The sequence below is a fragment of the Photobacterium piscicola genome (assembly GCF_046058925.1).
Classification (GTDB): Bacteria; Pseudomonadota; Gammaproteobacteria; order Enterobacterales; family Vibrionaceae; genus Photobacterium; species Photobacterium piscicola.
Window position 1 is genome coordinate 1,366,378 of the sequence record NZ_CP175534.1, and the last position, 14,933, is coordinate 1,381,310.

A 14,933-nucleotide genomic window follows, 5' to 3' on the forward strand; every position below is an offset into this window, starting at 1 on the left:
GGGAAATCGGGCAGAAAGGGTACTTTGGTGGTAGCATTAGGAAAAAGGGGAGAATATTACCCCGCAGCATCAACGTTACTGGTTGTTTTCTATACTAATACTGTGACGTAGATGTTGCTAATAAGCTATGACATTTATGTGGAGTGCTAATTTATGGCAATAGAAACAAACCATTTCGATAGCGTTGGTGATATCAGTCAATGGCTAAATCAATTTGAACATCCACTTTTGAGTGCGGAATGGGCTGATGTGCCACACTTTGTCTCGGTATCGGCCGAGGGTGTTATCGTTATCACGATTCCATTTGCAGCCAACGAATTAGCGCAACAATTGCGTCAATGGATTGCAGAGCAACAGCAACAAGGAATTGTAAATGCTGCGCTAAAATTTGACGTTCGTTGTCGAGTGGCGACGTTAGCTGTTGCAGAAAAGCAGCCTCTTAAAGGTGTTAAAAACATCATTGTTGTGAGTTCTGCAAAAGGCGGTGTGGGTAAATCAACAACGTCGGTTAATTTAGCGTTAGGTTTACAGCAGCAAGGCGCAAAAGTGGGGTTACTTGATGCTGACATTTATGGTCCTTCAGTACCTATGATGTTAGGCACAATGGATGCTAAGCCACAATCGCCTGATGGCAAAATGATGTTACCGATTGAGGCTCATGGTTTATACACCAACTCTGTCGGTTATTTAGTACCAGCAGAAAGTGCCACTATCTGGCGTGGTCCTATGGCATCAAAAGCACTGGCGCAAATTATCAGTGAAACATGGTGGCCAGATCTGGATTACCTTGTGATTGATATGCCACCAGGTACGGGTGATATTCAGTTAACGCTATCACAGCAAATTCCTGTAACAGGAGCGATTGTCGTAACTACGCCACAAGATCTTGCTTTAGCTGATGCGATTAAAGGTATCAGCATGTTTAATAAAGTTGATGTGCCTGTGCTGGGTATTGTTGAAAATATGAGTTATCACATTTGTAGCAATTGTGGTCATCAAGAGCATATTTTTGGTACGGGTGGTGCAGCTAAAATGGCACAAGACTATGCGGTGCCATTATTGGCGCAATTACCACTAGATATCAAAATTCGTGAAGATATTGATAACGGTAAGCCAACGGTTATTGCTGCTCCTGAGTCAGAACAAGCAGGCGCATACATTATGTTAGCTGCAAATATAGCCAGCCGATTATATTGGCAGGGTGAAACTGTGGCTGAGCAGATTACTATTCGTACAATGTAGTTGTTTGGTAATCAAAAAACGCCGAGATTATAATCAGATATGACAGAGGCCTCATTTTTGCTGGTATCTGTCATTGCAACTGCTTATAATCGGAGGGTTTAATTTATCCATATTCGCCTTGCTACGTGGTCTAATAGGTACTTTCTGATATGTCTGAAACTTCACACCAATGCGTTATTATCGGTATTGCAGGCGCTTCTGCTTCCGGTAAAAGTCTGATTGCCAGTACAGTTTACAAAGAGTTAAAAGAAAAAGTCGGCGATCATCAGATCGGTGTAATCACGGAAGATTGTTACTATAACGATCAAAGTCACCTGACTATGGATGAGCGAGTTAAAACTAACTACGATCATCCAAGCGCGCTAGATCACAATTTATTATGTGATCATTTAGAGCAGTTAATGAAAGGTGAAGCAGTAGAAGTACCACAATATAGCTACAGCGAGCATACTCGTTTACAAGAAAGTACCACGATGACACCGAAAAAAGTGATTATCTTAGAAGGTATTTTATTGTTAACTGATCCTCGTTTGCGTGACATTATGCACGCTAGTATCTTTATGGATACACCACTGGATATCTGTTTGCTACGCCGTCTGCAACGTGATGTTGCTGAACGTGGTCGTACAATGGAGTCAGTGCTGGTGCAATACCAAAAAACGGTACGTCCAATGTTCATGCAGTTTATCGAGCCTTCAAAACAATATGCGGATATTATTGTCCCTCGTGGTGGTAAGAACCGTATTGCAATCGATGTGTTAAAAGCACACATTGCTAAATTGCTGCGTTCGTAATGATTTAAAATGAATAAGGCTGACAATATGTCAGCCTTATTTTTATGGCTATGATTGTTGGGTATAACCCTATTACCCTTTGCTGACCCATCAACGACACTGAGTCTTATTGATGTGTTTTGGTATACCACTCGCATGTGTTGAGCATGACAGGATAGAGTGTGTATTATGCAGGAGAGAGTTTAAATGAGACTTTGTGATAGAGATATCAGGGCTTACCTTGATGAAGGTAAAATCAGCATTGAGCCTCGACCATCAGATGATTGTATTAGTGGTTTAACGATTGATGTAAGTCTTGGAAATAATTTCCGCGTCTTTAATGATCACGGTGCGCCATTTATCGATTTATCGGGTAAAAAAGAAGATGTAGCTACTCAGCTTGATAAAGTGATGAGTGATGAGATTGTGGTTGCGGAAGAAGATGCATTTTTTCTTCACCCTGGTCAATTGGCTTTAGCCGTGACCCATGAGTCTGTTACGCTTCCCGATAATATTGTTGGTTGGTTAGATGGTCGTTCATCATTAGCCCGTTTAGGCTTAATGGTGCATGTGACTGCACATCGTATTGATCCCGGTTGGTCAGGACGTATTGTGCTTGAATTTTATAATTCAGGTCGCCTACCATTAGCACTACGTCCCCATATGCCAATTGGTGCGCTAAGTTTTGAGACCTTATCTGGTCCTGCGGAAAAACCGTATAACAAGCGTATTGATGCGAAATATAAAAATCAGCAAGGTGCAGTGGCAAGTCGTATCAATGAAGATGACAAACAAAGTTAATCTGTTTAGATGCTAATTGTTATTGCCATCATTCAATAAATTATTAAAGGCAGCCCTCGGGTTGCCTTTTGTTTAGCTATTCTATTTATGATGAACTAATCTTGGGGTTGGTGGTCTTAATGACATTGATTTATAGGGTTAATTCTCAACCAATTATTTTTATATAGCACACGATTTATTGTGATGCTATATGCATATCCGAGGGCGTAATGAAAAAAATACTGTATATATTACTCGGGCTGATTTTATTAGTCGTGATTGGTATTGGCGCACTAGTTACCTTTGTTAACCCTAATCAGTTTAAGCCGTTGCTGACTGAGCAAGTTAAGAAAATGACAGGCCGTGACTTAGTTATTAATGGTGATATTAGCTGGCGATTCTTTCCAACATTAGGATTAAGTGTTGGTGATACTGAATTTCGAAATCCAGCAGGGTTTGCTGAACCTAATTTGATTCAATTTAAGCAAGCTGATTTATCCGTGTCGGTTTTACCGTTGCTATCTCAACATCTTGATATCGGTGAAATGCGGTTAGATGGCGCACATGTTTTTATTCAAACTTTAAATAATGGTGCGACCAACCTTGATGGTTTAACAGATAAGACCGCTGTTGCTGAAACAACAACGGGTAATACCGTGACACATGGTGAGAAAAATACGCATTGGAATGTTTCTGTCGCAGGCATTAAATTAGTAAATGCCAGTGCAGAAGTACGCAATGATAAAACCAAGATGGTCGCGCAACTTAATCACATTAATTTTACACTTGATAGCTTTCAGCCCCAAACATGGACCAAAGCCACTTTTGATGTGCAGGGTAATGTCAACGCATTAACCTTTAGTGCTCAAGGTAGTACTGAGATTAATCTTGCTGCTGATTATAAGAATGTGCGATTGAAAGCATTATCAGCAACAATGAACATGACCGACGGCAAAACTGAGATCAAAAATGCACAATTAGGACTGGATCAATTTAACCTTGGTCAATGGTCAAATATGACTTTTTCCGTTAATGGTAAAGTACCTAATCTAAATTTTGATACTCATGGCACAGCTAAAGTAAAATTATCAACAGATCATAATGTTATTACTGTTCAAGGATTAAAAGTAACTAATGATTTAGTGGGGAAAACATTACCACGACCAACGATAAACTTAGTGGTTGATGCGGATGCAACGTATGATATTAGCCAAAAATTAACCTTAGTAAGTCAGCTTTCCATTAATGCTGATGGTACTCAGGCTTCGGGTTCTGGTTCATATTTAGCCACTGCTATTCCTGATATTCGTTTTGCTTTATCAAGTGATAATATTAATCTTGATAGCTGGTTACCAGCAAAAACAGCCGTAGCTAATACTAACAATAGTACGACTGCCGCAGGCGCTGCCGCGATGAATGCACCAGTCGCTACTGAAAATAATGCGAAGGCTTCAACCGCAGAACCTGATCTGAGTGCCTTAAAAAATATCAACCTTGCGGGTATGATCGCGATTAAGCAATTAACCGTTGATCACGCTAATGTGACAAATGTTAAAGTGGTGACATCGATTAAGCAGGGGGTGGCGACCATTAATCGGTTTGAAGCTAATTTATATGGCGGTAAGGTCACAGGCAGTGCGGCTATTGATGTAAATAGTGCATTACCAAGTTATCGTTTGAAAAATACTATTTCTAACGTAGATCTTTTACCATTACTAAAAGCGGTTGCGAATAATAACTTGCTTGCAGGTAAAGCTAATATTACGACAGATCTAAGAGGTCAGGGGCTATCTGAAGCGAATATTCGTCATAACATTACTGGTTCAATTAAGGTCAATGTGTCTGATGGCGCAGTGTATGGCGTGAATATTCCAGATCTATTGCGTAATGCGAAAGCTAAATTCAAAGGTCAGGCCGATACGGGTACTGATACGGCGAAGAAAACTGACTTTTCAGCCTTAACAACAACGTTAAAGTTACATAATGGCACTGCATCAACAGATAATTTTAAGTTGGCATCGCCATTAGTTGCAATCACAGGTCAAGGTAATACCAGCCTTGTTAATGAAAGTATTGATCTGATGATTAATTCTGAAATTGTGGCGAGTGGTAAAGGGCTGGATGAAATTAAAGGTATTGCTGTGCCTATTCATGTAAGTGGTACTTGGCAACAACCTAAATATAATTTAAATATTAAAGACTTATTTAAAAATAATGCAGCACTAGAAAGTAAAGCCAAGAAAGAAATTAATCGTGGTTTAGAGAAATTGCTTGGCGATAAAGCGAAAGATGAAAACATTAAAAATGTCGCAGATAAGCTTTTGAAAGGGTTATTTAATTAATCCGCCATTAGTGAAGTGGTATAGTTAATGTAAATTATGGTCGAAAAGGTTTGCCGTTATTGGCAAGCCTTTATTTTTTAATTATATAATCAATTGCGTAACAGGTAGTGAATGACTTGTTATTATTAGATTGGGTTTGTTTTTATCCATTGCTAATATTGTTGAGTATTTTTTTATGACACACCCAATCAAATTATGACTAATAAAACAATATCTTCTGAAAAATCGACATTACTCTCTAAAATTATGGGAGTGTTTACTCTTATTGGCAATGCGATTAAAGCATTACCTCCGATTGATCATTTCATTCGCGCAGCGGATCGTTTTAATGATCGTCTAGGCAGTCAGTTCGGTGCAGCAATTACCTATTTTTCTTTTTTATCATTGATACCCATTTTAATGGTGCTGTTTGCTGCAGCTGGTTTTGTGTTAGCGTCCAACCAAGTGTTGCTGACTAATATTATTGATAAAATTGTTGCCGGTGTAACGGATCCCAATTTAGCTAATACGCTTAAGCAAATGGTACAAACGGCGATTAACCAACGTACAACTGTGGGTTTGAGTGGTTTGGCGATTGCGCTTTATTCGGGCATTAGTTGGATGGGCAACTTACGTGAAGCAGTTCGCGCACAGACTCGTGATGTGTGGGAACGTAAACCGGAAGACAAAGAACATATTCTTCTACAATACTGTAAAGATCTTATTGGTTTAACAGGGTTAGTTGCTGCGTTGATTTTTACTGTGGTGTTAACTTCTGTTGCCGGTTCAGCACAAGCGACAATTGTTGATGCGCTAGGGTTAGGTGGAATCAGTTGGTTACGCCCAGTACTTACCACTATCGCACTGACTATTTCTATCCTAGCGAACTATTTGATGTTCTTATGGATATTTTGGATGTTGCCTCGTCGCCGTTTTAACCGTAAAACATTAATGCAGGGAACATTACTCGCTGCCATTGGTTTTGAAGCGATTAAGTTTGCCATGACGTTCTTACTACCTAAATTGGCAAGTTCACCCTCAGGTGCTGCGTTTGGCTCTATCATTGGTTTAATGGCTTTCTTCTATTTCTTTGCGCGCTTAACGTTGTTCTGTGCTGCTTGGATAGCAACCGCAAAAGAAAACCGTCCAGGTTATGGTGTTACAGAAACTTCTGTTACTGCAGATGGTGATAGTGAAGAACAGTTGTAGCAATAATAATAAACTAAGTTTATAAATCAAAGGACAGCGTTGGTGCTGTCCTTTTTTTACACTTTTGTTACGAATAATACGTATTAATACTGTTTATATGCGGATGTTGAATGCAAGTTGATGAGTATTGCTGTCGCTGTATAAATAATCGTAGTGATCCATTTATCATCGCTAGCGGGGTGGTGGTTACTTTATGGTGATGTATTTGTAATTATATGTAACCACTTTAGTGATAAAGTTGTTTTTCTGTGGCGACAGTTATTTGTGATAGTTCTCATAAGTGAAATTTAGCGTCTATTGCTATTAAGTAGTTTGATATTTATCAATATGGCTGATGAGTAGAAGAGGCATTTTGCTCCTAATAATCGGTACTTTGGTTAACAGAGTATCAATGATATATAGGGAGATAAGTCATGTTGTATTTGGAATTTTTATTCCTGTTGTTAGTGTTATATGCAGGTAGTCGCTTTGGCGGTATTGGACTTGGGGTTGTTTCAGGATTAGGTTTGCTGGTGGAAGTGTTTATCTTCCGTATGCCACCGACGTCACCACCGATTACCGTGATGTTGATTATCCTTGCCGTTGTGACATGTGCGTCAATTCTGGAAGCGGCGGGCGGCTTAAAATACATGCTGCAAATAGCAGAACGTATTTTGCGGAGTAATCCTAAGCGCGTCACTATTGTCGGTCCGTTAGTGACTTACGTGATGACATTTATGTTGGGTACCGGCCATGCGGTGTATTCAATTATGCCAATCATTGGTGATGTTGCCCTTAAAAATGGTATTCGTCCAGAGCGCCCAATGGCGGCTTCCTCTGTTGCCTCTCAACTTGCGATTACCGCTAGTCCTATTTCTGCTGCTGTTGTTTATTACCTTGCTCAACTGTCTACGATCACTGACTCTATTCATTTATTATCCATTTTGATGGTGACAGTTCCTGCAACATTAGGCGGTACATTATTATTATCATTGTACAGTTTACGTCGTGGTAAAGAGTTGGCTGATGATCCTGAATATCAACGTCGACTACAAGATCCTGTCTGGCGAGATCAAATTCTTCATACCACTAAAACCTCACTTAATGAGCAATTACCACGCTCTGCTATGCATGCCGTATTGTTGTTTGTGTTGGCGTTGGTAACGATTGTGATTGTGGCGATGGTGCCAGAAATTCGTACCATTGGTGATGCTAAACCTATTTCGATGTCATTAATTATTCAAATGATGATGCTAGGTTTTGGTGGCTTAATTCTTTTAGTGACACGCACTAATGTGCAGAAAGTCCCTGAAGGGGTAGTGTTTAAATCGGGTATGGTTGCTGCGATTGCTATTTTTGGTATTGCTTGGATGAGTGACACCTATTTCCAATATGCAATGCCATCGTTTAAATCGGGCATCACAGCCATGGTACAAGATTACCCGTGGACCTTTGCATTGGCGCTATTTACTGTTTCTGTGGTAGTTAATTCACAAGCAGCAACCGCGCGAATGATGCTACCTGTTGGTTTGGCTATGGGATTAAACCCTGCGTTGTTAATTGGCTTAATGCCAGCGACATACGGTTATTTTTTCATTCCTAATTATCCGTCAGATATTGCAACGGTTAACTTTGATGTTACGGGGACCACTAAAATTGGTAAGTGGTACTTCAATCATAGTTTTATGATGCCAGGTTTAATCGGGGTTATCTCTGCCTGTTGTATTGGTTACGTGCTCGCTCAAATGATCATTTAAGCCGTAATTTGTATCACTTTGTTGTGAATAGTTTTTAAATAATAAAGGGCGAATCATTAGATTCGCCCTATTAAATTTAATGTGTGGTGTATTTTAAATCTGACAATTAATCGTCAGATTGTTTCTTACCTGGCTCTTCTGGTTCTTCGTAAGGCCAATAGTGATGACCAATTCGAATTAAAACAGTCGCCGCGGCAAGAATAAATGCTGCCAGTGATAACCAAATAATAAATGTACCATCGAGCTCTTTCATACCAAGAGTGATATAACGGGCAATGGCCATTATGGCGATATACAGTGGATATCGTACTGGAATCTTACCGTGAGCCACAAATTGTTGCACCATGGCGAGGATTTCAAGATAGATAAACATTAATAATATGTCGGTTAATTGAATATTACGGTTAACAAACACATGGATAAATTCATTCACCATTGCAACAACGGTTGCTAGGGTGATAGCGATTAATAATATAGCTTCTAAAATATGAAAGACTTTTAGAAACGGTTTACTAAATGAGCGAGGTAAATGAGACGGCATATTTTCTCCAGCTATTACGCTGTTTATAATTTTAATAGGCATTTTTGTATTATAAAATGTAACGCTTATTCTAATAGTAAAATATCATTCAATGTAAATGAGTGTTAGTTTATTGTGCACATTGCTTTTTTTTAGAACGCTTGAAGCTGTTATCTTTACCAATCAACACCTTTGCGGGCTTTTATTCCTTGTTCAAAAGCATGTTTGACATTACGCACTTCAGAAACTGTATCTGCAATATCAATCAAACGGCGGTGAGCTGCGCGTCCTGTAATAATCACGGTTTGGTGTGACGGTCTGGCGTTGATTGCGTTAATTATTTCATCTAAATCGACGTAGTCATAAGTCACCATGTAAGTGAGCTCATCTAGCAATACCACATCTAATGTATTATCCGCTAACATTGCTTTACAGTCAGACCATGTCGCTTGAGCGGCAAGGGTATCTGCTGCTTTATTTTGGGTTTCCCATGTAAAGCCTGTCGCCATGACTGAAAATATTACGCCATGTTGTTGTAGCAAGTTACGCTCGCCACAATCCCACGTGCCTTTGATAAATTGACCAACACCACATTGTTGACCATGACCAACGGCGCGCGCAATCATGCCAAAACCTGAGGTTGATTTTCCTTTACCGTTCCCCGTAATAACCAGCACTAAACCTCGTTCTTGTTGGGCAGCATTAATTTTATTATCAACCTGTTCTTTTAAACGTTGTTGACGGGCTTGGTGACGTTCATCCTTGGTGGTTGAATCAACCATAATTTCCTCTTTGGTAACATTGCTGTATTTATCATAAATACAATCATAACGCATTGGTGATTATAAACGAAAGCCCGCGTAGTCACAGGACTACACGGGCTTTATTTTGATATTAACAATGATTAACCTAGAACATCAGTCGCAACTTTGTAGGTTGGATCTTCAATCATATCGACCTCTACTAAGTTACCTGCTTTTTGTAGTAATCGACGACATTCAGGACTTAAATGTCGAATATGAAGGTTTTTGTTACGATTTGCATAACGTTCTGCAAGGGTATCAATCGCTTCAATCGCAGAGTGATCGGCTACACGTGAATGGGCAAAATCAATAATCACTGTTTGTGGATCGTTAGGCGCATCAAATAGCTCTAGGAAATGAGACGCTGAGCCAAAAAACAATGGACCATTCACTTGGTAAACTTTGGCTCCATTGTTATCAATGTGCGAACTCGCATAAATTTGCTTGGCATGATTCCATGCAAACACAAGTGCTGAGTAAATAACACCAACGAACACCGCAACAGCCAGATCCGCGGCTACCGTTACACAGGTAACCAGAATAATGGTGAAGAAGTCATGTTTTGGCACTTTACGCATCATACGTAAACTTGCCCATTCAAAGGTACCAATCACCACCATAAACATTACACCAACCAATGCAGCCAGTGGGATCATTTCAATAAAGGCTGATCCAAATAGAATAAACACCAGTAGACCAATAGCAGCAGTAATACCTGATAAACGGCCACGACCACCAGAGTTAATGTTGATCATTGATTGACCAATCATCGCACAACCACCCATAGCACCAAAAACTGAACAGGTGATGTTTGCCATACCTTGACCGACACATTCACGGTTACCGTGACCACGGGTATTGGTCATTTCATCAATAACAGTCAGTGTCAGTAATGATTCGATTAAACCTACCGCGGCTAAAATCAAAGAATAAGGCAGAATGATTTTAAGGGTTGCTAGATTAAAGCCAACATCGGGTAGGGCAAAAGTGGGTAGTGAGCCTGCCAATGTTGCATTAGCATCACCACTCATTGTACGCACAAAATCCACGACAGTACGTGAATCTAGACCTAATACATGCACCAGTGCTGTTACGGTTAAAATGGCAACTAACGAAGAAGGGACCGCTTTGGTGAGTTTAGGTAAGAAGTAAATGATAGCCATGGTTAACAGCACTAAGCCCAGCATAATGTAAAGCTGAGTACCTTGCATCCATTCTAAGCCACCTGTTGTAGAAGGAACTTTAAACTGACCAAGTTGTGCTAAGAAGATAACTATCGCAAGACCATTCACGAAACCAATCATGACGGGATGCGGGACCATACGAATAAATTTACCGAGGCGGAATACGCCAGCCAGTATTTGAAATACACCCGCTAACATTACTGCGGCAAACAGGTATTGAATACCGTGTTGAGCAACAAGGCTAACCATGACAACAGCCATTGCGCCTGTTGCACCAGAGATCATGCCAGGACGACCGCCAAAGATGGCTGTAATTAAACCAACAATAAATGCGGCGTACAGACCAACCATAGGATCGACACCAGCAACAAACGCAAAAGCAACCGCTTCTGGTACTAGAGCAAGTGCTACAGTTAATCCAGAAAGGATATCATTTTTGACTGATTGTTGTGAGACTTGAGGAAATTCAGGCATATATTAGGCGTTCTTCTCTTCGCTAAAATGAATGGATTATTTAAATGTATTGAGTAACAGAATGTTACCGAAAGATTTACAACGCTTCAACTTACGACGTTAAATGATGTAAAGATATGCATTTTTACCATGTTAATGAAGTCAAACCCACTAATTGTTAAAAAAGATGGTTATTTTTGACTCAAAAGTGGAGTAATAAAAAAGCCATGCAGATGCATGGCTTTTTATTGGCAGTTTACATTAACTTAGTCAAAAGATGGCTTAGTCATTGGTGCTGCTGCTGAGTTAGTTGCTGTTTGGCTACCCGCAGAGCGTGTTGTTGCAAGCTCACGTAGTGGTGCCGCTTCAACATGCACTTTTACTGTTGTTTCAACAGGTGCTGGCGCTTTAGTCATTGCTGCTACCGCATGGAAACCACGTGGAGATGTTGCCGTAACCGCGACAGCTTCAGTAACGATTTTCGTCATTGGTGCTGATGCTGTGTTAACAACTGGCGCTTCAACGACAGGTGCTTCAACAACAGGCGCTTCAACAACAGGTGCTTCAACAACAGGCGCTTCAACGACTGGCGCTTCAACGACTGGTGCTTCAACAACTGGTGCTTCAACGACTGGTGCTTCAACAACTGGTGCTTCAACAACTGACGCTGCACGTAATGGGAATGCTTTACCCATTGCAAGTTCAGGCATCGCAACACCGCCTAAAGCAGGTTTTGATTCAACTTCAGGTAATGCTTTCGCGATTGCTGAATGATTAGCAATGATAAGATCATCGTTAGTTTCAACAACAGTTTCAACCGCAGCTACAGGAGCTTCAATTGTTGGCTTAATGCGAGACCATACTTTGCCCATTGCCATTTCTGGTGTTGCTACACCTGATGTTTGACGGGGTGCTTTTGGTTTCTCAACAATAGAAACAACATTTACCATATCGCTAATAGTGTCTGTTGCTTCAACAACGGCGTGTTCAACGGCATCTGCAACGTTGTAACAGCTTGGATCTTCATGCTGCTCGTAATCTTGTTTTTCACTACGTGTATCACGAATACGACGACGGCGTTGACCGCTAGCGCGTAGATGACGTGGTGAACGACGGTTACGACGTTGATTGTTGTCTTGCTCATTTGTTTCTGATTGCTCATTAACAATAGCGTGATCTTGAGTCGACGTTGTTTGCGCTTCTTTAGCAATCGTTGTACCCATTTCCATTAATGGTGATGGGGCAGTGATCGCTGCAGTTTCAACAATAGCTTGTTCTTCAACAACCGGTGCTGCTTTGTCAGTAATACGAATTTTCTTCTGTAACTGACGACGTTGACGACGCTGTTTTACCTTAACAACATTTTTGTCTTCGGCTTCCACTTGCTCTTCAACGACAACGTTTTGAGTCGCTTTTGCTTTAACTTCGTTTGCTTGTTGGCGTTGTTGCTTCTGCGCTTGAATCTCTTCTTTACGAGACTGGCGTTGCTGCTCTTTCGCTTCTTCAGAACGAGGTTGACGCGGTTGCTTAACTGGACGTTCGGCTTGAGGCTGACGGTTTTTGTCCGTGCGCTCATTGCGACGACGAGATTGACGCTGCTCGTTGTTGCGATCTTGCTGTTCAGCTTTGTTGTCTTGATCACTCTCTTGATTGCCATTACGGCGAGTGTTGTCACGGTTACCTTGACGGTCATTACGACGGTTATCAGGACGACGATTATTGTTGTTACGACGATTATTATTTGTTTGTTCTTTTGCTGGTGCTTCTACTTCTTGCTTAATCTCGGTTTTCTGCTCAGTACCGTTATTGAAGAATGAAGAAATTGCAGCAAAAATGCGGCTAAAGATACTAGGCGCTTGAGCAATAATCGTTTGTGGTTTAGTTGCCGGTTGTGCTTCTGGTGTCGCTACCACTGGCGCTGGTTGTTTTGGTGCTGCAAAGCCGTGTAGAACAGGTTCTTCACGTTTTCTTGTACTGCGCTCTTGTTGAGGAGCTTCAGTCGCTTCTGCTTCTTTCAGTGCATCAATCGCATTAGGAAGATGGTATGAAAGTGTCTCTTGCTCTTCACCTTCACGAATACGTAACACTTCAAAGTGTGGCGTTTCCATGTTGGCGTTTGGCACGATAACAACATGCACATTGTGATATTTCTCAATGTGCTGTACCGCAGGACGCTTTTCGTTCAATAGGTAAGAAGCAACAGGCACTGGTACAATTGCAAGTACTTGTGAACTGTTATCTTTTAATGCTTCTTCTTCGATTAAACGCAAGATAGAAAGTGATAGTGATTCATTATCACGAACAACACCCGTACCAGTACAACGTGGACAAACGTGATGGCTTGCTTCAGCTAAAGATGGGCTTAAACGTTGGCGTGACATTTCTAGCAAACCAAAGCGAGATATACGACCAATTTGTACACGCGCTCGGTCAACACGAACAGCTTCACGTAAACGGTTTTCTACTTCACGTTGGTGACGAACTGGCGTCATATCAATGAAGTCGATAACCACAAGACCACCAAGATCGCGTAGACGTAATTGACGAGCAATTTCATCAGCGGCTTCTAGGTTAGTTTGTAATGCTGTTTCTTCGATATCGCCGCCTTTTGTTGCACGAGCGGAGTTGATATCAATAGATGTTAGTGCTTCTGTTGGGTCAATAACAACTGAGCCACCTGAAGGTAAACGAACTTCACGCTGGAACGCAGAGTCAATTTGACTTTCAATTTGGTAGTGACTAAATAGTGGAACTTCACCTTCATAACGCTTAATACGCGATAAGAAATCAGGGCGAATTAATTTAATATGATCGCGTGCACGTTCAAAAATTTGTGGGCTATCGATAAGAATTTCACCGATATCACGACGTAGATAATCTCGAATAGCACGAGCAATAACATTACTTTCTTGGTGGATCAAGAATGGAGCAGCTTGAGATTCAGCGGCTTCTTTCACTGCATTCCAGTGATTAAGAAGAACATTTAAATCCCACTCAAGCTCTTCACCTGATTTACCTACACCTGCAGTACGAACAATTAGACCCATACCGTGAGGCAGTTCTAATGTGCTTAATGCAGCTTTAAGTTGTGTACGCTCTTCACCTTCAATACGACGAGAAATACCGCCAGCACGAGGGTTATTAGGCATTAACACCAAGTAACTACCCGCTAATGAGATAAAGGTTGTAAGTGCGGCACCTTTGTTGCCACGCTCTTCTTTATCAACTTGAACGATAACTTCTTGGCCTTCTTTCAAGACTTCCTTAATGTTAGGACGACCTTGGTAAGAATAGTTTGATGGGAAGTAATCTTTAGCGACTTCTTTTAAAGGGAGGAAGCCATGGCGTTCTGCACCGTAATCAACGAACGCAGCTTCCAGGCTTGGTTCGATACGCGTGATGCGGCCTTTGTAGATATTTGCTTTTTTAGATTCGTGACCAGGGCTTTCGATATCAAGATCAAATAGCTTTTGGCCATCAACTAATGCGACGCGCAACTCTTCCTTCTGAGTTGCGTTAATCAACATTCTTTTCATTATATTGTACTCATTATTGTCGTTGTGTATTAGCGCCGCTAATTACATCAATTTTTTGATGGTGCCTGACTCCAAGTCTGATGTACGGGTGCAACCTCACGGTTGGAATGCAGGAGTGCTCTATGGCCACACGTATTAGCCAACTGTGTCGAGATGGTTAGATCTGAAACACACAGCTGGTATCACCACATCGAGGTGTGGTTGTATCTGTTACATCAAAAAAATCTGTAATCTGACGCGCTAAAAAAAACTCCGGTAACCATAACGTCTTACGCCACGTGCTGCGTTTATCACCTGAGTTGTATATAAAATAGCCGAAATGGTGAGAGCATGCTCACCTTGTCAGTAAAATAAGCAAAAAAACTTATTCTAGAAT

General features: G+C 40.9%; 10 protein-coding genes. 6 read left to right on the forward strand and 4 right to left on the reverse strand.

Annotated features, from left to right (window positions below; all coding sequences use genetic code 11):
• The first annotated feature begins 153 nt into the window (after positions 1-153).
• The 6 genes from apbC (at position 154) to ACJZU6_RS06725 (ending at position 8,061) form a co-directional block, all read left to right on the forward strand.
• Positions 154-1,242, forward strand: a complete 1,089-nt coding sequence (gene apbC, locus ACJZU6_RS06700) for an iron-sulfur cluster carrier protein ApbC (RefSeq protein WP_408900844.1) — start codon at positions 154-156, stop codon at positions 1,240-1,242.
• A 149-nt stretch (positions 1,243-1,391) separates the two neighbouring features.
• On the forward strand, positions 1,392-2,036 hold the full coding sequence (gene udk / locus ACJZU6_RS06705; RefSeq protein ID WP_080157880.1) for a uridine kinase: 645 nt from the start codon (positions 1,392-1,394) through the stop codon (positions 2,034-2,036).
• A gap of 186 nt (positions 2,037-2,222) precedes the next feature.
• Complete coding sequence (gene dcd / locus ACJZU6_RS06710) at positions 2,223-2,816, forward strand: dCTP deaminase (protein WP_080157879.1); 594 nt, start codon at positions 2,223-2,225, stop codon at positions 2,814-2,816.
• 209 nt (positions 2,817-3,025) lie between these two features.
• Positions 3,026-5,137, forward strand: coding sequence for an AsmA family protein (locus tag ACJZU6_RS06715; protein WP_408900845.1), 2,112 nt, complete (start codon positions 3,026-3,028; stop codon positions 5,135-5,137).
• Positions 5,138-5,383: 246 nt separating this feature from the next.
• The gene (gene yhjD / locus ACJZU6_RS06720; RefSeq protein WP_408900927.1) at positions 5,384-6,325 is read left to right on the forward strand and encodes an inner membrane protein YhjD; all 942 of its coding nucleotides are present in this window, start codon (positions 5,384-5,386) and stop codon (positions 6,323-6,325) included.
• A gap of 413 nt (positions 6,326-6,738) precedes the next feature.
• Positions 6,739-8,061 (forward strand): anaerobic C4-dicarboxylate transporter, encoded by a 1,323-nt coding sequence (locus ACJZU6_RS06725; RefSeq protein WP_080157876.1) that lies wholly within the window; start codon positions 6,739-6,741, stop codon positions 8,059-8,061.
• Positions 8,062-8,167: 106 nt separating this feature from the next.
• Here the strand turns inward: ACJZU6_RS06725 and ACJZU6_RS06730 are convergent, their stop codons facing one another.
• From ACJZU6_RS06730 to rne, 4 genes are all read right to left on the reverse strand, one after another.
• Complete coding sequence (locus ACJZU6_RS06730) at positions 8,168-8,602, reverse strand: phosphate-starvation-inducible protein PsiE (RefSeq protein ID WP_080157875.1); 435 nt, start codon at positions 8,600-8,602, stop codon at positions 8,168-8,170.
• A 155-nt stretch (positions 8,603-8,757) separates the two neighbouring features.
• Positions 8,758-9,363: a cob(I)yrinic acid a,c-diamide adenosyltransferase gene (gene cobO, locus ACJZU6_RS06735; RefSeq protein ID WP_408900846.1), complete on the reverse strand. Its 606-nt coding sequence runs from the start codon at positions 9,361-9,363 to the stop codon at positions 8,758-8,760.
• A gap of 122 nt (positions 9,364-9,485) precedes the next feature.
• Positions 9,486-11,042 (reverse strand): SulP family inorganic anion transporter, encoded by a 1,557-nt coding sequence (locus ACJZU6_RS06740; protein ID WP_080157873.1) that lies wholly within the window; start codon positions 11,040-11,042, stop codon positions 9,486-9,488.
• 245 nt (positions 11,043-11,287) lie between these two features.
• Positions 11,288-14,557, reverse strand: a complete 3,270-nt coding sequence (rne, locus tag ACJZU6_RS06745; RefSeq protein ID WP_408900847.1) for a ribonuclease E — start codon at positions 14,555-14,557, stop codon at positions 11,288-11,290.
• Between the last annotated feature and the right edge of the window lie 376 nt (positions 14,558-14,933).